The sequence below is a fragment of the Haemophilus parainfluenzae genome, assembly GCF_900638025.1.
Lineage (GTDB): Bacteria > Pseudomonadota > Gammaproteobacteria > Enterobacterales > Pasteurellaceae > Haemophilus_D > Haemophilus_D parainfluenzae_J.
The window spans coordinates 580,208-602,474 of sequence record NZ_LR134481.1 but is presented as its reverse complement, the minus strand read 5'-3'; the positions used below and the strand labels follow the sequence as shown (position 1 = coordinate 602,474).

17 protein-coding genes are annotated in these 22,267 nt (G+C 40.2%); 8 read left to right on the top strand and 9 right to left on the bottom strand.

Annotated elements, in window-relative coordinates:
- Nucleotides 1-20 precede the first annotated feature (20 nt).
- The 5 genes from cydC to EL215_RS02930 all read right to left on the bottom strand — a co-directional run bounded on the left by cydC (nt 21) and on the right by EL215_RS02930 (nt 7,364).
- Nucleotides 21-1,679 carry a thiol reductant ABC exporter subunit CydC gene (gene cydC, locus EL215_RS02950; protein ID WP_126470106.1) on the bottom strand — a complete coding sequence of 553 codons (1,659 nt, stop codon included), beginning with the start codon at nt 1,677-1,679 and terminating at the stop codon, nt 21-23.
- A complete protein-coding gene (locus EL215_RS02945) occupies nt 1,672-3,417 on the bottom strand; it encodes an ABC transporter ATP-binding protein/permease (protein WP_126470104.1) in 1,746 nt (581 codons plus the stop codon). Before EL215_RS02945 ends, cydC begins: the two co-directional genes overlap by 8 nt.
- 251 nt (nt 3,418-3,668) lie before the next feature.
- Nucleotides 3,669-6,095, bottom strand: a complete 2,427-nt coding sequence (gyrB, locus tag EL215_RS02940) for a DNA topoisomerase (ATP-hydrolyzing) subunit B (protein WP_126470102.1) — start codon at nt 6,093-6,095, stop codon at nt 3,669-3,671.
- Between the two features lie 109 nt (nt 6,096-6,204).
- Nucleotides 6,205-7,023, bottom strand: a complete 819-nt coding sequence (locus tag EL215_RS02935; RefSeq protein WP_232013322.1) for an IS3 family transposase — start codon at nt 7,021-7,023, stop codon at nt 6,205-6,207.
- Nucleotides 7,011-7,364: a helix-turn-helix domain-containing protein gene (locus tag EL215_RS02930; protein WP_126469813.1), complete on the bottom strand. Its 354-nt coding sequence runs from the start codon at nt 7,362-7,364 to the stop codon at nt 7,011-7,013. Before EL215_RS02930 ends, EL215_RS02935 begins: the two co-directional genes overlap by 13 nt.
- Before the next feature lie 171 nt (nt 7,365-7,535).
- Between EL215_RS02930 and EL215_RS02925 the strand changes: the two genes are divergently transcribed.
- From EL215_RS02925 to hybE, 7 genes are all read left to right on the top strand, one after another.
- Entirely contained in the window at nt 7,536-8,888 is a 1,353-nt protein-coding gene (locus EL215_RS02925) for an MFS transporter (protein WP_126470100.1), read from the top strand.
- Nucleotides 8,889-9,131: 243 nt separating this feature from the next.
- Nucleotides 9,132-10,280: a hydrogenase 2 small subunit gene (gene hybO / locus EL215_RS02920; RefSeq protein ID WP_126470098.1), complete on the top strand. Its 1,149-nt coding sequence runs from the start codon at nt 9,132-9,134 to the stop codon at nt 10,278-10,280.
- A gap of 1 nt (nt 10,281) precedes the next feature.
- The gene (gene hybA, locus EL215_RS02915; protein ID WP_126470096.1) at nt 10,282-11,322 is read left to right on the top strand and encodes a hydrogenase 2 operon protein HybA; all 1,041 of its coding nucleotides are present in this window, start codon (nt 10,282-10,284) and stop codon (nt 11,320-11,322) included.
- Nucleotides 11,315-12,541 carry a Ni/Fe-hydrogenase cytochrome b subunit gene (gene hybB, locus EL215_RS02910; protein WP_126470094.1) on the top strand — a complete coding sequence of 409 codons (1,227 nt, stop codon included), beginning with the start codon at nt 11,315-11,317 and terminating at the stop codon, nt 12,539-12,541. The genes hybA and hybB overlap by 8 nt, the downstream gene beginning before the upstream one ends.
- Nucleotides 12,541-14,250, top strand: a complete 1,710-nt coding sequence (hybC, locus tag EL215_RS02905; protein WP_126470092.1) for a hydrogenase 2 large subunit — start codon at nt 12,541-12,543, stop codon at nt 14,248-14,250. The genes hybB and hybC overlap by 1 nt, the downstream gene beginning before the upstream one ends.
- Nucleotides 14,250-14,729 carry a HyaD/HybD family hydrogenase maturation endopeptidase gene (locus EL215_RS02900; protein ID WP_126470090.1) on the top strand — a complete coding sequence of 160 codons (480 nt, stop codon included), beginning with the start codon at nt 14,250-14,252 and terminating at the stop codon, nt 14,727-14,729. The genes hybC and EL215_RS02900 overlap by 1 nt, the downstream gene beginning before the upstream one ends.
- A 69-nt stretch (nt 14,730-14,798) precedes the next feature.
- Nucleotides 14,799-15,308, top strand: a complete 510-nt coding sequence (gene hybE / locus EL215_RS02895) for a hydrogenase-2 assembly chaperone (RefSeq protein ID WP_126470088.1) — start codon at nt 14,799-14,801, stop codon at nt 15,306-15,308.
- Nucleotides 15,309-15,417: 109 nt separating this feature from the next.
- On the opposite strand, the gene serA is transcribed toward hybE, so the two are convergent.
- The 4 genes from serA to lon form a co-directional block, all read right to left on the bottom strand.
- A complete protein-coding gene (gene serA / locus EL215_RS02890) occupies nt 15,418-16,650 on the bottom strand; it encodes a phosphoglycerate dehydrogenase (protein WP_126470086.1) in 1,233 nt (410 codons plus the stop codon).
- Between the two features lie 19 nt (nt 16,651-16,669).
- On the bottom strand, nt 16,670-17,329 hold the full coding sequence (gene rpiA, locus EL215_RS02885; RefSeq protein WP_126470083.1) for a ribose-5-phosphate isomerase RpiA: 660 nt from the start codon (nt 17,327-17,329) through the stop codon (nt 16,670-16,672).
- Between the two features lie 109 nt (nt 17,330-17,438).
- Nucleotides 17,439-18,587, bottom strand: coding sequence for a radical SAM family heme chaperone HemW (hemW, locus tag EL215_RS02880; RefSeq protein ID WP_126470081.1), 1,149 nt, complete (start codon nt 18,585-18,587; stop codon nt 17,439-17,441).
- 48 nt (nt 18,588-18,635) lie between these two features.
- Entirely contained in the window at nt 18,636-21,053 is a 2,418-nt protein-coding gene (gene lon / locus EL215_RS02875; RefSeq protein WP_126470079.1) for an endopeptidase La, read from the bottom strand.
- 234 nt (nt 21,054-21,287) lie between these two features.
- Here lon and EL215_RS02870 point away from each other — a divergent pair, with 234 nt between their 5' ends.
- On the top strand, nt 21,288-22,166 hold the full coding sequence (locus EL215_RS02870) for a VirK/YbjX family protein (protein ID WP_126470077.1): 879 nt from the start codon (nt 21,288-21,290) through the stop codon (nt 22,164-22,166).
- Nucleotides 22,167-22,267: the final 101 nt, after the last annotated feature.

Here is a 22,267-nt window from a genome sequence, read left to right as displayed (position 1 = left end):
CCGCTCTTTTTCTCACTGTCTTACGACATTCTTCCATTCTCAATGCCAATCACCTGATCGCAAATAGCCATGGTGGATTGGCGATGACTCACGAGAATAATCAATTTTTCCGCTTTCACATTCAGCAACGATTTTAAAATCATCGCTTCGTTTAAGCTATCTAAATTGCTGGTTGGCTCATCAAGCAAAATAATCGGCGCATTGTGCAAGAATGCTCGGGCAATACCGATACGTTGTTTTTCACCGTCAGACAGATTGCCGCCCAATTCTGTCATTTTTGTTTGATAACCTTGTGGTAAGCTTAAAATGAAATCATGAATTGATGCTTTCTTCGCTGCTTCCATAATTTCTTCTAACGTTGCGTCACGGCGCGCAAGACGAATATTTTCTTCAATGGTTTCGTTGAAAATATAGGTTTGCTGGGTAATGTACGCCATATTGTCTCGCAAACTACGGGTGTTGATATTCGGTAAAGTTTCGCCGTTAATTTTGATGCTACCTGATTTAGGATCGTAAAAACGCATCAGTAATTTCAACAAGGTACTTTTACCGCTACCACTTCTACCGTGAATACCTAAGATTTCACCTTTTTTCACAGATAAGCTCACATCCGATAAAATTTGTTCTTCACCGTAAGCGAAGTTTACATTCTCGACATCAATGCGAGAAACATCTTTTAAATCTACCGCACTTTCTACGTCTTTTAATTCAGGCTCTTCTGCTAGCAAGCTCAATACACGCTCACCTGAAGCCAAAGTTTGTAATAAGTTGCTTGAAAGGTTACTTAAGGCGATAACAGGACCATAACTCGACATCAATAAAATCACACCAACTAAAAAGGCTGAGAAATCAATTTTATCTAAGCTAAATAAAATTAAACCAGTAAACAGCATAATAATGTTGAAAACAGATACTGCTACTTCAGTATAAACACGCACTTTTGCTTCTTGGTCTTTAATGCGTTCGAAAGCTGTATCAATTTTTTGACTGCGTTGTTGAATTTCATCTAAACGTTGTTTCGCGTAGCCAAAAAGTTGGATTTCTTTCATACCTCGCACACTATCGAGGAAGAAATCATTCATTTCGCCTACTAATTCACGATAGCGTCTGCCATCTTCACGCGCCAATTTGGTGGTGATAATTGGTAGAATCACACCTACCGTTAAATAAGCAGCTAATGCCACAACCACAAACCAGCCTGAAAGATGAGCAAAGACCAACAATAAAATCGCAGAAGTAAAGAACGCAATCATAATCGGTGCAATAGTGTGCGCATAGAACACTTCGAGCAATTCAATATCATTGGTTACTAGTGACACTAATTGCCCCGCTTGTTTATCTTGCAACTTCACAAAAGCCAAACGGCGCAAAGAAGAAAACACTTTGTCACGCAATAATGCCAATAATTTAAAAGCGATGTAGTGTCCTGACATTTGCTCTAAATAACGCAATGCGCCACGAGCCACCGCCAACACGATAAGTGCGGTCAAAATTCCAGAGAAACTTAAATGGGTATCAAAGTTTAAAAGGTTCACTAACCCCATCGCCCCCAGCACCATAATAAAGATGGCAGCAAGGAAACCGAGCGTACCCATAGTAATGGTAAACGCCATAATATGTGCGAGTGGAGTCACTAATTTCAACAAATGCCCCATCACAACAAAACCATTTTTACGCATTTGCCACCTCTCTAATTTGTTCTAAATCTTTTTGTTGTTGGAACATTTCAGCATACGCACCTTGTTTTGCCATTAAGGTTTCGTGTGTGCCTTGCTCAATCAATTTGCCTTGTTCAAGCACATTAATGCAGTCGGCATTCACGGCATTCGCCAAGCGGTGAGATATCATCACAATGGTTTTTTGTTGTTTAAATTGTTGAATGAACTGCAAAATAATTTCTTCACTTTCCACATCAATGTTACTGGTCGCTTCATCAAAAATATAAAGCTCCGCATTGTGTAATAAAGCACTCGCTAGGGCTAAACGTTGAATCTGACCGCCCGATAAATTCGCACCACGGCTTAATAATTGCATATCTAATCCGCCATTTTCGCGTATAAAGTGGGCAAGATTCACTTGTTCTAAACACGCATAAATTTGGTCGTCTGTGGCATCAATTTTCGCCATCGTCATATTTTCACGCAATGTGCCTTTAAACACGTAGCTGCTATGGCTCACCAACGATACTTTTTGATAGAAAGAAGTGCGGTCTATTTCTGAGGCGTTTTGTCCATTAAACAAAATCTCACCTTGTTGCGCTTTATTAAAGCCCATCAACAACGAAACCAAGGTTGATTTACCGCAACCACTTTTACCCACAAACACAGAAAGTTGGTTTGGTTGAATCGTTAAAGTCAAACCCTGAATGGCCGGTTTTTCTGCAGAATACGCAAAATGTAGATCTTTAATTTCTACTTGAACGTTATTTTTGGCTTCAAAATTTACCACACTTTGTTGGGTTTCCACTGGCGTATCAAGCAATGTGAAAATTTTATCTGAAGCCGCTTTGCCATTCATCGCCACATGGAAGAATGAACCAAGCAAACGAAGTGGAATAAAGAACTCGGAGGAAAGTAGAATAAATAAAATCACGCCTAACACGCTGAGTTGTGCATCTTGGAATTGCAATAATGCAGTTAAAATCCCAATTGCTGCGCCACCATAAGCAAGTAAATCCATAAGAGAAACCGAGTTAAGCTGCATGGTAAGCACTTTCATGGTAATTTTGCGGAAATGCTCAGCCTCTTTATCCATCTCTTTCGCTTTATAAGCATCATCTTGATAGATTTTTAACGTGATTAAACCTTGTAGGTTATCTAAAAAGCTGCTGCCTAATCCCACATAAATCGACCAATATTTTGCCAAAAGTTTTTTCGCAATTTTATTCACCGCAATGATCGACATAGGGATAAGCGGCACGCAAATTAATAAAATAATGGCTGTTTTAAAACTGAAAAAAATCAGGAAAGCAAAGAGAGTTAGGGGAGCAAGCAAGCTATAAAAAAGCTGCGGCAAATAACGCCCAAAGTAGATTTCAAGCTGTTCTACACCTTCTGATGCCACTTGGATAATGCTTGAAGTGGATTGTTGATTCACTTGATTAAGCGGCATAGAAGCCAATTTACGATAGATAAGGCTACGCAATTCATGCTTCACTTTTGTGCTGGCAAAATAAGACGCCTGTACTGATTTTTTACCCGCAAAAGCACGCAGTGCCAATGCCGCAATTAAAATCACACCTAAACCCACCGCACTTGACATCGTCAACTCTTTAAAATAAGCAGCCTGTAAAATATAAGAAAACACGACGGCACTAATAATCCCGCCAACTAATGCCACCCAATTCCACAACACCGTGACGCCAATCCATTTTTTACTATCGGCCACCGTGTTAATTAGGCGTTTATCTATCATCATAATGATTGCTCCTAAAAACAAAAAAGAAGTACGCACATTACTATGCGTACTTTGATATCAATCTGACAACTAAAAACGAGTCTATTTCGTATTATTGTCCTTAAGCGATATAAGTCGTAAAAATTATAGTCAAGAATATAAATAAATAATAGATCTAATTGAAAATTATTTTTATTTATATATTAAGTAAAAAAATACCGCACTTGGTTTCCCTAAGTGCGGTCATTTTTAATGATATTTTGAGTATTAGACTAAACGTCTAAGTTTGCTCTTAACGCATTCATTTCGATAAATTCACGGCGCGGTTCAACTTCATCTCCCATCAATGTGGTGAAGAGTTGGTCTGCTGCCACAGCATCTTTAATCGATACTTTTAACATACGGCGAGCATTTGGATCCATGGTGGTTTCCCAAAGTTGCTCAGCATTCATTTCACCCAACCCTTTATAACGTTGGATTTCAAGGCCACGGCGAGATTCTTTCATCAACCATTCGACCGCTTGTTCAAATGATTGAACGGGTTGTGTTTTTTCACCACGAGTGACATATGCTCCCTCTTCAAGCAAGCCATTGACTTGCTGACCGAATGTAGAAATCTTCGCAAATTCATTACCCGTCACAAAATCAAAGTTGATGAAGTAATCTGTATCAATACCATGTTTACGTACGGTAATAACGGCTTCATATACTTGACGTTCGCTGTTAAATTGCGTTCTTGCGGAATATAAATGCGCTTCTGTTTCGTTTTCAGTTAAGTATGCAACAAAAGCATTCGCCCAATTTTCAACCGCACTTTCATTACGCATTAAATCAACAGTTAATTGTGGTTGGTAAACCAAACCTTGCAATAATGGCTCTGGATAATAACGACTTAAACGAGTAATTAATTTTTGAACATTGTTATATTCACTCAATAATTTCTCGAACACTAAATCATTCATTGCTGGTGCATTAGCACTGATATGTAACGCTGCGCCATCTAACGCAAGCATTAATTCATATTGCACCATTTCGTCGTTATCTTTGATATAACGCTCTTGTTTACCTTTTTTCACTTTATAAAGTGGTGGCTGAGCTATATACACATAACCACGCTCAATTAATTCCGGCATTTGACGATAGAAGAAAGTCAACAATAAAGTACGAATGTGTGAACCGTCCACGTCAGCATCGGTCATGATAATGATGTGATGATAACGTAATTTATCCGGATTATATTCATCGCGGCCAATACCACAGCCTAGCGCCGTAATTAATGTACCCACCTCTTGAGAAGAAAGCATTTTGTCAAAACGTGCTTTTTCAACGTTAAGAATCTTCCCTTTTAACGGTAAAATTGCTTGAGTTTTACGATCACGACCTGATTTTGCCGAACCACCTGCAGAATCCCCCTCCACGAGGTAAAGCTCCGAAAGAGCTGGGTCTTTTTCTTGGCAGTCCGCTAATTTACCCGGAAGGCCTGCAATATCTAATGCGCCTTTACGACGAGTCATTTCGCGGGCTTTACGAGCCGCTTCACGCGCACGTGCAGCCGTAATAATTTGATTTACAATGATTTTTGCATCGGCTGGATTTTCTAATAAATATTCCTGCATACGCTCATTCATGGCAGATTCAACCGCACTTTTCACTTCAGAAGACACTAATTTGTCTTTTGTTTGTGAAGAGAATTTAGGATCGGGCACTTTCACTGAGATAATCGCCACTAAACCTTCACGTGCGTCATCACCTGATGTGCTCACTTTCTCTTTTTTCAGTAACCCTTCAGTTTCCATATAGCTATTTAAACTACGGGTTAATGCGCCACGAAAACCGGCTAAGTGTGTACCACCATCACGTTGTGGAATGTTATTGGTAAAGCAATAAACATTTTCGTTTACGCCATCATTCCATTGCAATGCGACTTCCACACCAATACCGTCTTTTTCGGCTGAAAAATAGAATGGTTTTGGGTGAATTGGATTTTTATTTTTATTTAAATACTCAACGAACGCTTGAATACCACCTTCATAATGGAAGTGATCTTCCGTGCCATCTCGTTTATCGATTAAACGAATGGATACACCAGAGTTTAAGAATGAAAGCTCACGTAAGCGTTTTGCTAAAATTTTGTAATCGAAAGTTGTAATTGCAAAGATTTCTGGACTTGGCCAAAAACGCACTGTTGTACCTGTCGCTTGAGTTTCACCAATAACGGTTAAAGGCCCTTGAGGCTCACCTAAGTGATAGAATTGCTCATGCACGTGACCTTGACGACGAATGGTTAATTGCAATTTATCAGAAAGTGCATTTACCACCGAAACACCCACGCCGTGTAAACCACCTGATACTTTATAGGAGTTATCATCAAATTTACCGCCCGCGTGAAGTACTGTCATGATGACTTCTGCTGCAGAAACACCTTCTTCTGGATGGATATCTACCGGAATACCACGGCCGTCATCTTGTACGGAAACAGAATTATCATCATGAATGGTCACGATAATATCGGAACAATGACCCGCAAGGGCTTCATCGATCGCATTATCCACCACCTCAAACACCATATGGTGTAGGCCTGTACCATCATCAGTATCCCCAATATACATGCCCGGACGTTTCCGAACCGCATCAAGCCCTTTTAAGACTTTAATACTTGATGCACCATAAGCATTTTCTGTAACCGGTGTTTCTGACATATTTTTTCTCTATTTTGTAATGAAAATCATGCCGAATTATAGCAAAAAACTGACTATTTTGCGAAATAAAAGTGCGGTTAATTTGATCTGACCCCAAAAAGTTAGACTGTTATTTAAAGGATTGTTTTCGATATTGTACCGGACTCAGTCCTTTTAATTTTAGTTGAATCCGTCGGTGATTATAGTAATCCAAATAATCCCTGACGGCATCAACTATCTCCTCTCTACTGTTAAATTCCCGACCATAAAAACATTCTGTTTTTAATCGTCCAAAGAAACTTTCCATTGCGGCGTTGTCCAAGCAATTCCCTTTTCTCGACATACTTTGAATGATGCCATGTTCAGCCAAGATTCGACGATAAGCCACCATTTGATATTGCCATCCCTGGTCTGAATGTAAAATGACACCACAAGCTTTATTTAATCCTTTGACGGCTTGCATTAACATGTCCTCTACTTGCGCCCAGTTTGGGGAATAGCTGAGATTATATGAAACTATCTCATTGTTAAATAAGTCTAAAATTGGAGATAAATAGACTTTACTCCCATCTTTCGCCTTAAACTCGGTGATATCGGTCACCCATTTTTGGTTCGGGGCCGTTGCACTAAAATCGCGTTCAAGATGATTAGGAGCAATCACCCCTATCGTGCCTCGATAGGTCGTAAATTTCTTGCTTTTTCTTGACCGCACTTGAAGCCCAAGTGTCTGCATTAAACGTTGAACTTTTTTATGATTCACGCCTGGCAAGCAGGCATGAACACGTCGGTAGCCATAATCAGGATGATTGGCTTTGATGCGTTTAATGGTCTTTTTCAACAACTCATCCTTATCCAGTTTAATCTGAAGTTTAGCAAAAAACGTACTACGCGCTAATTGTGCAAAGCCTAAAAGCCATTTTAACGGATAGCGTGTTCTTAACCTTTGGATAATTTCCGTTGCTCGGCTTCGTCCTGAAGTCTGAGCCTTCTCAACTCCTTTAGGTAGGCTACCTCCGCTTCAAGCTGTAAAATTCTCAGGCGTAAACGGTCTTCTTCAGTTTTGGGTGGCGGTGGCATTTTTGCATATTTGGGTTTCATCGGCGGTCGTCCTGATGGTTTACGGGGAATAAGTCCTTTTATGCCACTTTTTTCAAACCGTTTCAACCATGTTCCGACTAAGGCGTTGGAAGGAATATTGTAAAAACGCGCAGTTTCTCTAATACTCATTTTCCCATTCAAAATAGGTTGAAGAACCTGTAATTTAAATTCGATTGTGTAGTGTTTACCCATAAAAAATCTGCACCTCAATTGTTGGTTTGGTTAGTCCAACTTTTGGGGTGCAGATCAAAGTTTGTGTTATTTTTTTATTTGACATCTCGATTTTTCTCCTTATATTACGACGCTACCTCATTTTTTGTATAGAAATGAGTTTTGTTGTACTAAAAATTAAAGGATTATCACATGATTTCATTCCTAAAGTCTAATCCAGGTACACCTGTTCCTGATACTGAAATTAGAGAGCGTTATAATCGCTTAAGATGGCATGCATTATTTGGCATTTTTATTGGTTATGCAGCATTCTACATTTTACGTAATAACTTCCTTCTTTCTTCTCCTGAATTAATTAGCGATTTTGGTTTCACCAAAAAAGATATCGGTTTTATTTCCGGTACCATGTTAATTGTTTATGGTTTAAGTAAAGGTTTCATGTCTGCAATCGCAGATAAATCAAATCCGAAACACTTTATGATTTTCGGCTTAATGATGTCGGCAGCAGTAAACTTAATGATGGGCTTCAGTGCATCATTTTGGGCATTCTTATTCCTTTGTGTACTTAATGGTATCTTCCAAGGGATGGGTGCTGGTCCAGCGTACATCGTACTAGCAAGCTGGTTCCCACGTAAATCTCGTGGTGTAACAACCGCTATATTCAATATCTCTCACAACGTAGGTGGTGGTTTAGTCGCCCCAATTGCGGGTGCAAGTATCGCTTGGTTGGGTCAAGAGCATTGGCAAGCCGCACACTTTATTGTACCTGTAGCAATTGCTACTATTGTTGCGATTATTTTCTACATCTTTGGTGCGGGTCGTACTTACAATGAAGGCTTACCACCAGTTGGAAAAATTCTTGAAAGTGAAAATGAAGAATTAGTTGTCACAAAAGAAGAAAACGTCAACTTAACCACATGGGAAATCTTCCGTGATTACATTGTGAAAGACATTAATGTGTGGTTTGTTTCTTTTATCGACGTATTCACTTATATGATCCGTTTTGGTGTATTAACCTGGCTACCACTTTATTTGTTAGAAACTAAAGGTTTCACTAAAGCTCAAATGGGGACAGCATTTGCTATCTTTGAATGGGCAGCAATTCCTTCTACGCTATTAGCAGGTTGGTTAACTGATACTTATTTCAAAGGTCGCCGTATGCCACTTGCTATCATCACCTTATTCGGTGTGGGCGCAGCAATGTTTGTTTACTGGGGTGGTAGTGACTTAATAACTGTAACCATCGGTGCAGGTATTATTGGATGCTTAATTTATGTTCCAATGTTCTTATCTTCACTTCAAACTATCGAGCTAGTTCCTTCTTTCGCAGCAGGTTCAGCAACGGGTTTACGTGGTTTATTAAGTTACATTTTAGGTAGTTTCTCTGGTACTGCATTATTTGGTATTTTGGCTGATAAATTCGGTTGGGATGCAGGTTTCTACCTATTATTATTCGCTGTAGCTGGCTGTATTTTCTGCTGCTATATGACGCATTTAGGTGTATTACGTTTAGAGCGTAAAAAAGCACAAATAGCTAATAACTAACTTATCAAGATGGGCAAGTAAGATAATCTACTTGTCCATTTTTTTATCTATTCCAAATTAATCTCCCTTTCTCCCCTTGTTTCAGTAAAACATTTTATGCGGAAACCAATACAAACTGAGGTTTACGCTTTACTCTATTATAAAAATAAGAATATTTTTGATTATGATCAAATAAATTCACCTTATCAAGGCATATTATAGACAAAATAACCATGCAAATAACGTGCCAATTGGAGTGATGATATGCAACGAAGTGATGGATTATTTTCTGCTTTAGTAGAAGTTTCCCGTCGGGATTTTATGAAGTTATGTACCGCACTTGCAGCGACTATGGGGTTAAGTTCAAAGGCAAGTGCAGAAATAACCACTGCTTTAACCGAACCTAAACGTCCACCAGTATTATGGATTGGTGCGCAGGAATGTACGGGTTGTACTGAATCCTTGCTACGTGCGACCCACCCAACAGTAGAAAACTTGGTATTGGAAATGATTTCCTTAGAATACCACGAAACTCTTTCTGCAGCCTTTGGGGAACAAGCTGAAGATAACAAACACAATGCAATTAAACAGTATTATGGAAAATATGTTTTAGTCGTAGATGGATCTATTCCGGTAAAAGACGGCGGCGTCTATTGTATGGTAGCAGGCAAACCGATTGTAGAACACATCCAAGAAGCCGCTAAAGGTGCTGCAGCGATTATTGCGATCGGTTCTTGTGCGGCATGGGGTGGCGTACCTTCTAGCGGTGGCAATCCAACTGGCGCAAGCAGCCTATCTGAAGTATTACCAAAAGGCACACCAGTGATTAATATTCCAGGCTGCCCACCCAATCCACACAACTTCCTTGCAACTGTCGCTTATATTCTTACTTATAAGAAACTACCCGCAATGGACAAATTAAATCGTCCATTATTCGCTTACGATCGCTTAATTCACGAAAACTGCTATCGTCGTCCACACTTTGATGCAGGTCGCTTCGCTAAAGAATACGGCGATTATGGTCACCGCAACGGTTGGTGTTTATATCATCTCGGTTGTAAAGGACCAGAAACTTACGGTAACTGCTCTACTTTAGAATTCTGTGATGTCGGCGGTAATAACTGGCCAGTCGGTATCGGACACCCTTGCTATGGTTGTAACGAAAAAGGTGTCGGCTTTACCAAAGGTATTTTCCAATTAGCAGGCGTAGAAAACCCAACACCGCGTGTTGAAAAACCAGATGTGAATAATACCGAAGGTTCAGGTGCAACCATGACCGCCATTGGCTTATTAGGTGGTGCAGCTGCAATCCTAGCAGGCGTGAGTGTTGTGACCTTACGCGAATTAAGCGCTCAACATAAAGCCCGTTCCGAAGCTAAAGCCGCAGAGAAAGAACAACATACAGGTAAATAAGATGGATAGACGAAAATTTCTAAAAGCTGGTATGCTTGGCGGAATCGCTTCCTCCTTGCCTGTGTCGAGTGTGCAGGCAACGGAAACGGTTGAGCCCATTCCTGGCGCACTAGGAATGCTTTACGACTCTACCCTTTGCGTAGGTTGTCAAGCATGTGTAGCTGAATGTCAAAACGTAAACCACACACCTGTGAATCCAAAAGGTGATCAAACTTGGTCAAATAACGACAAACTCACTCCATTTACTCGTAACGTGATTCAAGTATGGAGTGATGGTGACGGCACAAATAAAGATAAAACAGAAAACGGCTATGCTTACGTGAAAAAACAATGTATGCATTGCGTTGATCCTAACTGTGTTGCGGTTTGCCCGGTTCAAGCCCTTACCAAAGATCCAAAAACCGGTATCGTAAAATATGATCCCGATATTTGTACTGGTTGTCGTTATTGCATGGTAGGTTGTCCGTTTGATGTGCCAAAATACGACTATGACAATCCATTCGGTGAAATCAGCAAATGTGAACTCTGTAACCAAAAAGGCGTTGAACGCTTAGATAAAGGCGAATTACCTGGTTGTTGTCATGTTTGCCCAACGGGTGCCATTATTTTTGGTACACGTGAAGAATTATTAGCTGAAGCTAAACGTCGTTTAAGCTTATTACGTGGTACTGAATATGATTACCCGCGTCAAAGCGTCAACAGTACAGATAAATACCGTGCTACCGTACCGGCATATCAATATCACATCTACGGTGAAAAAGAAGGTGGTGGTACACAGGTGCTCGCCTTAAGTAGTGTACCTTTTGCTAATCTTGGTTTACCAGACTTAGATGAAGTCTCAACAGGTTCTCGTGCCGCGCATTTACAACACTTCTTGTATCGCGGTTTAGCCTTACCGTTAGTGGCACTTGCGGGTCTAACCTTTATGACTTACAAAAATATGCACGGCGATAAAATTGCTGAGCGTATTGCAGCACAAAAAGAAGCCATGCGTCAGGCACGCAAGGAAATGGAAGAAGCGGAGGATGAGCATCATGAGTAATCCACGTCCGGTGGGCGGTCGCCTTGTTTCTGCCGCAATTCTCTTTTTTGCACCACTTGCCGTGCTTTGCGTTTTATTAATTTTAAAACGTTTAGTGTTTGGTATTGGTTCCGTGACCGCACTTAATGGCGGTTATCCTTGGGGTTTATGGATTGCCTTTGACTTACTTGTCGGTACAGGATTTGCCTGTGGTGGTTGGGCTCTCGCTTGGACCGTGTACATTTTCAATAAAGGGAAATATCACGCTCTTGTTCGCCCAGCATTGCTTGCAAGTTTATTCGGCTATTCCCTTGGTGGTTTATCTATCACCATTGATATGGGACGTTATTGGCATTTGCCATATTTCTACATTCCAGGTCAGTTCAACACAAATTCCGTTCTATTTGAAACGGCGTTTTGTATGACGGTGTATATCATCGTGGTAACCCTAGAATTTGCCCCTGTATGGCTTGGTTTCTTTGGCTTGAAAAAATGGTTTAATAAACTCAATAAAATCATGTTTTTCATTATTGCCTTGGGTGCCTTATTGCCGATGATGCACCAATCATCTATGGGTTCCTTGATGATTGTGGCTGGTCATAAAGTCCATCCGGTATGGCAAAGCTATGAAGTTTTACCGATACTCTCCTTACTGACTGCATTCATTATGGGCTTCTCTATCGTGATCTTTGAAGGCTCCTTAGTTAAAGCGGGTCTTGCAGGAAAAACGCCAGATGAACGTCATTTATTCACTCAACTTGCACGCGTTACCGCAGGATTAATTTTCTGTTTCTTAGCGGTGCGTTTTGGTGAGTTGATTTATCACGACAAACTGCAAATGGTTGTAGGTTTCGATAAATTAACTCAATTTGAAGCATGGATGTTCTGGATGGAAGTCTGGTTGATGGTATTACCATTACTAACCCTCTTCCTTGGGGAGAAAAAATCAGATTCCCGTTGGTTATTTATTTCGGCATTAAGCATGTTACTCGGTGCAGCATTATGGCGTATGAACTACTCGCTTATCATGTATAACCCGGGCAATGGTTATCAATATTTCCCATCAGCGGAAGAATTGCTTATTTCAATTGGCTTCGTTTCTATTGAAGTATGTGCATATATTTTAATCATTCGTTTATTCCCTGTATTGCCGGTATTTAAAGAAAAACATACCGAAGACTCAGAAAAAATTATTGTCGAAAAAGCGGCATTCAGCAAAAAAGTTAGCGGAGCAGAATAATGTCAGAAAAAAAACGTATCTCAATTGACCCAATTACCCGTATTGAGGGTCATTTACGTATTGATTGCGAAATTGAAAATGGTGTCGTCACCAATGCTTGGTCCTCAGGAACCATGTGGCGTGGAATGGAAAATATCGTAAAAGGTGCCGACCCACGTGATGCATGGATGATTATGCAACGTATCTGTGGCGTATGTACCACAGTACACGCGATTATCAGCGTACGTGCCGTAGAAGATGCTATTGGTGCTAAAGTTCCCGTCAATGCACAGTACATTCGTAACATGATTCTTGCTGCACATAGTATCCATGACCATATCGTGCACTTCTATCAACTCTCTGCGATGGACTGGGTGGATATCACCGCTGCGCTACAAGCTGATCCTGAAAAAGCAGCAGATATGCTAAAAGGTGTCTCTACATGGTCATTAAACAGTGCTAACGAATTCCGCAATGTACAGAAAAAAATTCAAGCATTAGTGGATAGTGGACAACTTGGTATTTTCGCTAACGGTTACTTCGGTCACGCTGCAATGAAACTTCCACCAGAAGTCAACCTCATTGCCGTCGCGCACTATTTGCAAGCCCTTGAATGTCAACGTGATGCTAACCGTGTAGTCGCATTACTCGGTAGTAAAACACCACACATTCAAAACTTGGCGATTGGTGGTGTAGCAAACCCAATTAACTTAGATTCCCAAGCGGTACTAAACCAAGAACGTCTCATGTTCGTGAAAGCTTGTATCGATCGCTTAACTGACTTCATTAACCAAGTGTATAAAGTAGATGCAGCAGTATTTGCGGCTTACTATCCTGAATGGTTAAGCTTAGGCAAAACATCTGGCAACTACTTATCTGTACCAGAATACCCAATTGATGCAGATAACTCTAAATTCATGTTAAAAGGTGGTTATATCGAAAACGGCGATTTATCCACTTTCCGTCCTATCGACCAACAAAAAGATGAGTTCGTTGTAAAAGGAATCAAAGAGAGCGGTAAACACGCTTGGTACGAAGATGATGAACCATTAGAACCGTGGGCTGGTTTAACTCGTCCGAAATATACCGGATGGCAGGATGACGGTAAATATTCTTGGGTAAAAGCCCCAACTTTCTACGGTAAAGTCGTCGAAGTGGGCCCTCTCGCCTATTTAATGTGTGGTTTAGCTACGAATGACACACCAACTGTCAACCACTTCAATGAATTAAAAGGCATTTATGAAAAATTGACCGGTAATACTTTAACCACCGATCAATTACATTCTACCCTTGGACGTATTATCGGTCGTACCGTACATTGCTGTGCGCTCAACGATATTTTAAGTGCTCAATGGCAAATGCTCATTGATAATATCGCTAAAGGTGATATGACGGCGTATATTAAAACTAATATCCCAGCAAGCGGTGAATTCCGTGGTGTTGGTTTCGGTGAAGTACCACGTGGCATGCTTTCTCACTGGGTTGTCATCAAAGACGGTCGCATTGAAAACTATCAAGCCGTTGTACCATCTACATGGAATGCAGGTCCACGTAACGAACAAGACCAAATGGGCCCTTATGAGCTTTCCATTATTGGTACACCGGTTGCTGATCCGACTAAACCATTAGAAGTAGTCAGAACCATTCACTCTTTCGACCCTTGTATGTCTTGTGCCGTGCACGTAGTTAATACCGAAAACGGTGAAGTGACTGAAGTGAAGGTGTTGTAATGAAGCCGTTAATTCTAGGCGTTGGCAATATTTTGTTAAGCGATGAAGGTGTCGGTGTGCGCGTTGTGCAGGAGCTTGAAAATCGCCTTGAAATTCAACCGCACTTTGACATCATCGATGGTGGTACTTGTGGCATGGAATTGCTGGATGCGATGGCAAATCGTGAGCATTTGATTATTGTCGATGCTGTGCTTGCTAACAAACAACCAGGTGAAATTATCGTGTTACATGATGAGCAGGTGCCTACCTTTTTCTCTCGCAAAATTTCACCACATCAACTCGGCATTTGTGATGTACTTTCTGCAATGAAATTAACGGATGAATTCCCAAAACACCTTTGCCTCATCGGCATCCAACCAGAATCGCTAGAATCTGGAATTGGTTTGACGGAAACAATACAAAACGTGTTGCCAAAGGTTTTTGAAACGTTAAATCAAGTCATTAAGGAATACGGTTTGAATCTAGATTCCCCTCTTTAGAAAAGAGGGGGACTTTCTTTAAGATTTCACCTGCTATGCTTTAATCTTATTAATATTGAAAAATAAACCATGTATCGACACGAAAAAACACCTGAAAACTCTACCGCACTTTTAACCTCTGTCACTGGCTTTGAAGAAAACCCAACAGATATTTTCCTTACCGAAATGAAAAACATTGTGCCTGAAATGCAAGATCTCCCTTTCTATCACAAAGGCATTGAATGTTTTTGCCCTAAATTTGTTTTATTTGAAGACCAATGGATTGGTACAGTATTAACCCCGTGGCTGATGAGTGTGGTGATTCTGCCAGGTCCTCAACAACAATGGGAACCGCGTGAATTAGGTGATAAACTCACTGTTCAACTGCCGTACAAAGCGCTAACCTTCACCGTTAGTAGTCTTGAAAATGTACCGCAATATTTAAGCTGTTCCTTACATTCACCACTCGACCCGAATCTGACTAATGAACAGGCGGTTCAACTTACGCAAGATTGTTTGCGTATGGTTTTATCCATCCCAACCGCACAGCCGACATTTAATTCTGATCGCCGCAATCTATTTAATGCTATGATGAAATAATGTAAGTCGCAAACAGTTAATAAAAATGGGCAAAGTAAGATAACCTACTTTGCCCATTTTGCGTTCTATCCCACACAAAGTGCGGTCAGTTTTCGCTTAATTTTTCACATTAAAACAATACTCGTGCTTTAATTGTGCCTTCAATCTCACGAAGTTTAGCTAATAACGGAGACGCATCATCTGTTTCGATATCAACGACGACATAACCAATTTTTGGATCGGTTTGTAAAAATTGCGCCGCAATATTGAGATTAGCTTCAACAAAAATTTGGTTCAATTTGTTTAATACACCCGGACGGTTTTCGTGAATATGAAGTAAACGTTTTGTGCCAAGGTGTTCAGGTAAAGATACTTCTGGGAAATTCACGGAAGAAAGAGTTGAACCATTATCAGAATATTTCACAAATTTACCCGCAACTTCAAAACCAATGTTTTCTTGGGCTTCTGCGGTTGAACCACCGATATGCGGGGTCAAAATCACATTATCAAATTTACGTAATGGTGAAACAAACTCTTCATTGATTGAAGCGGGTTCAACAGGGAATACGTCAACCGCCGCACCACGGACTTTGCCTTGTTCAAGCGCTGCGGCTAAAGCATCAATATCTACTACCATACCACGTGCCGCATTAATCAAAATTGAATCTTGTTTTAACTGTGCAATACGTTCAGCACTCATTAAATTTCGGGTTGAAGGTAAATCAGGTACATGAAGCGAAATCACATCACAAAAACCCAATAACTCTTCAAGTGTGTGCAATTGTTTAGCATTACCCAATGGTAATTTATTTTCGATATCGTAGAAATACACCTCCATCCCTAAAGATTCCGCAATAATACTTAATTGCGAACCGATATGGCCATAGCCCACAATACCGAGTTTTTTACCACGTACTTCATGAGAGCCCACGGCAGATTTATTCCATAAACCACGATGCACATCCGCATTTGCCTGAGGAATATTGCGCATTAAGAGCAAAATTTCACCCAACACTAATTCAGCCACAGAACGTGTATTGGAGAACGGGGCATTAAATACTGGAATCCCGCGCATTTTTGCCGCATCAAGATCCACTTGGTTGGTACCGATACAGAAACAGCCAATGGCAATAAGTTTCGGCGCAGCTTCAATCATTTCCTTAGTCAAATTAGTACGAGAACGTAAGCCGATAAAATGCGCATCTTTAATCGCTTCTTTTAGCTCATCACCATCTAAAGCTTTTTTGTAAAAGTCGATATTGGTGTAGCCTGCGGCATGCAAGGTATCTAATGCACTTTGGTGCACGCCCTCTAATAGCACAAATTTAATTTTTGATTTGTCGAGTGACACTTTGTTTGTCATGTTTGCTTCCTTATTTTTATTAATCGATGACTTTTGCGCCTTCTGGTGTACCAACAATCACAATATCCGCACTGCGTAAGGCAAAAATACCATTTGTTACCACACCAGCTACGTTATTCAATTCTTTTTCCATTTCCACTGGATTTAAAATGGCGAAGTTATGTACATCTAAAATCACGTTACCGTTATCCGTTACTACACCTTCACGATATTCAGGCGCGCCGCCAAGAGAAACTAATTTACGACCGACTTGTGAACGTGCCATTGGAATGACTTCTACTGGTAATGGGAAGGTCGTACCCAAAACATCCACTTGTTTACTGGAATCCACGATACAAATAAATTTTTTCGCTAAAGCGGCCACAATTTTTTCGCGAGTCAATGCCGCACCGCCGCCTTTGATCATCATTTTTTGTGGATTGATTTCATCTGCGCCATCTACATAAATATCTAAACTGGATACATCGTTAGCACTAAACACTTCAATGCCCTGTTTACGCAATAATTCTTCTGAGGCTTTAGATGCGGCTACCGCACCTTGAATTTGATCTTTTAATTCACCTAAAGCTTCAATAAAACAATTCACTGTTGAGCCACTTCCTACACCAACAATCGTATCGGGTTTAACATATTTTAACGCTGCGCGTGCCGCTAATTTTTTCATTTCTAGTTGATCCATTTCTCTGTCCCTTTTAAATTTTGAATAATAACGTAAACGTTTGCTTTACTTTAATATGACCCTATTAAATAAACAAGTGTAAAAATTTATTCGTGATGATGAAAAAATTTTATTCATCTAAGAAAAGCGCTAATAGTTCGTTTAAAAACAATTTCCCATGTTCGGTGATCTGCCAATAATCAGGTGTTTCCACAATATAATTCTGCTGGATCGCAAAATCAATTTGATTTTTGACCGCACTTTGCGAAAGCCCTGTGTAATATTCAAACTCTTGTTTTGGCACGGCTTCCAATAAACGAAAACGATTCATAAAGAACTCAAAAGCGCGGTCATTTTTTTCCACGTATTTTTCTTCATAAAGATATTCACCACGCAAATAGCCTTTTGGATGCTTCGTTTTAGAAAAACGTAAAATATCGCCATCAGGAAAAGTCAGTTTTCCATGTGCACCACAACCTATCGCCAAATAATCCCCGAATCGCCAATAATTCAGATTGTGCTGACATTGAAAGCCCGGCTTTGCATAAGCGGATGTTTCATATTGTTGATAACCCGCTTCGGTTAAAAGCTGATGGCCTTGCTCAAAAATATCCCAAAGCTCATCATCATCCGGCAATGTAGGCGGGCGATAAGCAAACATGGTATTCGGTTCAATGGTGAGCTGATACCAAGAAAGGTGTGGTGGAGCAAGCTCAATGGCTTGTCGCAAATCATCTAGCGCTTCCTCAAGTGCTTGATTTGGCAAGCCGTGCATTAAATCTAGATTGAAACTTTTTAACCCAGAAACTTTCGCTAAACTGACCGCACTTTTAGCTTCCTCCGCATTATGAATACGTCCTAAACGTTGTAATTTATCGTCATTAAAACTTTGGATGCCCATGGAAATACGTGTTACACCAGCATCCACATAGCCTTTAAAACGCTCCGCCTCCACTGTGCCTGGATTAGCTTCCATAGTTATTTCAATATTCTCTGAAAAAGGAATACGACGTTGAATTTCTGCCAATAACAACTTGATACTTTCCGCTGAAAATAAACTCGGCGTGCCACCACCAATAAAAATTGAATGGAGTGGACGATTTTGAATACTAGCCTGATATTTCTCTAAGTCTGCCTCAAGATCGGCGATCAGATGTTGCACATATTCTTGTTCAGGAATTGCGCCTTTCTGTGCATGCGAATTGAAATCACAATAAGGGCATTTCTGCACACACCAGGGAATATGCACATAAAGGGAAAGAGGGGGAAATTTTTGCATAATTAAAAGTCAAAAGGGCTTGTTTTCACAAGCCCTAAAAATGAGTCATTAATTGACCGCTCTTGCTGTTTTAGTCGCAGCTTTACGGCGTGGTGCTTTCGCTTTCGTTTCCACTTTCACGAACTCAATGCCTTCTGGTGGATTTTCTAACGCTAAGCCTAACACTTCATCAATGGTTTCTACCGCATGAATCGCAAGATTTTCTTTTACGTTACCAGGAATTTCTTCCAAATCTTTCACGTTATCTTTTGGAATCAATACGGTTTTAATGCCACCACGATGTGCCGCAAGTAATTTTTCTTTCAATCCGCCAATTGGTAATACTTTACCGCGTAGGCTGATTTCACCAGTCATCGCGACATCGGCACGCACTGGGTTACCCGTTAAGCAAGAAACCAATGCCGTACACATTGCAATACCTGCACTTGGGCCATCTTTCGGTGTTGCGCCATCTGGTACGTGAATGTGAATATCACGTTTTTCATGGAATTCAGAATTGATACCCAATTTTTCAGCACGTGCACGGACTACGGTCATGGCTGCTTGGATAGATTCTTTCATCACATCGCCTAATGAACCGGTGAAGGTTAATTTGCCTTTACCTACTACTGAAGCAGTTTCAATGGTTAGTAAGTCACCACCCACTTCTGTCCACGCAAGGCCTGTTACTTCGCCCACACGGTTTTGGGTATCCGCTTTACCAAATTCAAAACGTTTCACACCAAGATAGTCATGCAAGTTGTCTGAATTAACGGTAATCGATTTCACTTTTGGATTGACCAATAAATTCTTCACTGCTTTACGACAGATTTTAGAAATCTCACGCTCTAATCCACGCACACCAGCTTCACGGGTGTAATAACGGATAATATCTAAAATCGCGTTTTCTTCGATGGTTAATTCGCCTTTTTTCAATCCATTACGTTCAATTTGTTTTTGTAACAAATGTTGCATCGCAATATTCAGTTTTTCATCTTCGGTATAACCAGAAAGACGAATCACTTCCATACGATCTAACAATGGACCTGGAATATTCATGGAATTTGAGGTTGCCACAAACATCACATCAGACAAATCGTAGTCCACTTCAAGATAGTGATCGTTGAAGGTGGTATTTTGTTCTGGATCAAGCACTTCTAACAAGGCTGATGCGGGATCACCACGCATATCCGAAGACATTTTATCAATTTCATCAAGCAAGAAGAGTGGGTTTTTCACACCAACTTTTGCCATTTTTTGAATCAATTTACCCGGCAATGCACCAATATAGGTTTTACGGTGACCGCGGATTTCTGCTTCATCGCGTACCCCACCTAATGCCATGCGTACATATTTACGACCTGTTGCATTCGCAATAGATTGACCCAGTGAGGTTTTACCTACCCCTGGCGGCCCCACTAAGCAAAGGATTGGTCCTTTGATTTTGTTTAAACGCGCTTGCACCGCAAGGTATTCTAAAATACGTTCTTTCACTCGTTCTAAACCATAGTGATCCGCATCTAAAACCTGTTGAGCTTTTGCGATATCTTTCTTCACTTTGGTACGTTTATGCCATGGCACTTGAAGCATCCATTCAATATAGCTACGCACCACTGTCGCTTCAGCCGACATTGCTGACATCATTTTGAGTTTTTGTAACTCGCTTTCTACTTTATCACGCACATCTGCTGGCATACCTGCCGCTTCGACCTTTTGACGAAGTTGCTCAACTTCATCAATAGTATCTTCGCTTTCGCCTTCGTCCATTTCTTTGCGAATCGCTTTAATTTGTTCGCTAAGATAATAGTTACGCTGACTTTTCTCCATTTGTTTTTTCACACGGCCGCGGATGCGTTTTTCAACTTGAAGAATATCTGCTTCAGATTCCATCATGCCGAGCAAGTATTCTAAACGCTCTTGCACATCTGCCAGTTCTAACACGCTTTGTTTATGGCGAACGGTCACTGGAATATGCGCAGCCATGGTATCTGCTAAATGATCAGCATCATCAATGCGTTGAAGCGCACCTAAAACATCTGCAGGGATTTTTTTATTAAGTTGCAGATAACTTTCAAATTCATTTAAAACGGCTGCCTTCACCACATCTAATTCTTTTTCATCGCCAAACGTGGTTTCAATCGGTGTGACTTCCGCAGAAAAATGGTCTTCACCATCATTTAATTGATTGATTTTCGCGCGCTGTTGCCCTTCCACCAACACTTTCACTGTGCCGTCTGGCAATTTTAATAATTGAATAATATTGGCAATCGTCCCGACATCGAATACATCATCAACGGTAGGTTCTTCTAAATCAGCCTGCTTTTGTGACACCAATAATAATTGTTTGCACTCATTCATGGCTTCATCAAGGGCGCTAATCGATTTTGCGCGCCCAACAAAAAGTGGCATCACCATATAAGGGAAAACGACAACATCCCGTAATGGCAATACAGGAAGTGTACGTTGTTGAGTTCTTTTGGCGTTCATAGTTATCTCTCTTACATCAATTCTATAATTTCATTGAATATGGGGATGAGTTGCATAAATTCAAGGTAGGATTTGGCATATTAAGGAGAAATCGAAAAATAGGCAAGTAAAGAACCACCTTTATTGATGGTTAATTGGAAAAACCATGGAATACAGGTACAATAAGTGCGGTTAAAAATCAGCATGATTTTACCTAATAAAAACGTTTGAAAAAATAACTGCACTTTACCCATTATGACAGCAAAACAAACTATTACTTTCGCGACCTTTCAAGAATTACTGCCCGATTCTTGTAATCATCCATTAAAAAAACAATTAAGGGATAAAGCCCGTTATTATGGACGCAAATTTTTATTTAAAAAACAATGTGATGCATTGGTTAATTTCTTAAATACAAACCAAACTTGGATTCCGCTTTTTCAACAAAATCCATATCGTTTTAATGCATTGCTCGCAACCTATTGTGACAAACGTTTTTCTGCAACAGAGCGACTCAATGCCATTACCAATAGTCTGTTAATGCTTGAAGAAAAAATGGGCGTAGAATTTTGTAAAAAATTGCTACAAGAAAAATCCCTTTTATTGGCACAATTAACAGATCAGCTTGGTATCTATTTCAATATCAACCAGATTGATCCTTTTGAAGGTTATTTTTCCATTAACTTAAAAGATAATGATGGGCGTAGCATTTATGATGCTTCTTTCACCTTCTTAAAGCCAAATAAATTACTTATCGCCTCAATTCAAGGCCCTTCTTATGAAGAGGCGCAAGAAGCGGTAAAACAAACCACAAAAGAATTACACGGTGTTCGTCCAATGTTTATGTTGATGAATGTTTTCCGCTTACTAGCTGAAAAATGGCAATATGAATTAATCGGTATTCCTCACACTTCACAAGGTAAATACCGTTTATCTGCACGCAGTAAAATTCTATTCAATTACGATGAATTCTGGCAAGAAAACCAAGGGCAATTAAAAGGTCAATATTGGCAATTACCGCTTGAAAGCACCCGCAAACCACTGGAAGAAATCGCCAGCAAAAAACGTTCTATGTATCGAAAACGTTATGAAATGTTGGATGATTTGAGTGAAAAAATTACTCAATTTTCCTAAATAAAATAGACTTAAGCCAGGTTTAATTACAACCGAGCCTGGCCTAGGTAAACGATTGCTCACCCTGATATTATTGTTTTTATAAAAAACCACTCTTTGCT